Below are 559 nucleotides of genomic sequence, written 5' to 3'. Positions count from 1 at the left end.
GTCAAGCCGGCTGACCTCGGCGTCGATGTCACGCCGCGCCTGACCACCCTCAAAGTTGCCGAACCGGCCAAGCGCTCGGCCGGTATCAAGGTCGCCGACGTCGCCGAACTCGTCAACAAACTCAAGAACGAAGCCAAGGTGATCTGATCATGACCATTCTCGTCATCGCCGAACACGACCACGCCAGCCTCAAGGCCGCCACCCTCAACACCATCGCCGCCGCCGTCAAGGTCGGGGGCGACATCCACGTCCTCGTCGCCGGCACCGGCTGCGCCGCCGCCGCCCAGCAAGCCGCTGGCCTGCAAGGCGTCAGCAAAGTCAAAGTCGCCGACGCCGCCCACTACCAGAGCCAGACCGCCGAGAATCTGACGGCCCTGGTCATCGCCCAGGCCGCCGGCTACAGCCACATCCTCGCCCCGGCCACCACCTTCGGCAAGAACCTGACGCCGCGCATCGCCGCCTTGCTCGACGTCGCCCAGATCTCCGAAATCACCGGCGTCGAATCGGCCGACACCTTCGTCCGCCCAATCTATGCCGGCAACGCCCTGGCCACCGTGCA

The 559-nt window shown here is 66.7% G+C and carries 2 pseudogenes; both read left to right on the top strand.

The annotated features are described in order from the left end of the window. Window positions 1-147, top strand: a pseudogene (locus tag AT959_RS20325) (electron transfer flavoprotein subunit beta/FixA family protein); the annotation flags it as partial. 2 nt (window positions 148-149) lie between these two features. Then, window positions 150-559 (top strand): annotated as a pseudogene (locus AT959_RS04210) (electron transfer flavoprotein subunit alpha/FixB family protein); the annotation flags it as partial.

The sequence above is a fragment of the Dechloromonas denitrificans genome (genome assembly GCF_001551835.1).
In the GTDB taxonomy this organism is placed as follows: domain Bacteria; phylum Pseudomonadota; class Gammaproteobacteria; order Burkholderiales; family Rhodocyclaceae; genus Azonexus; species Azonexus denitrificans.
Note: the sequence above shows the minus strand (reverse complement) of the source record. Positions and strands in the feature narration are given on the sequence as shown.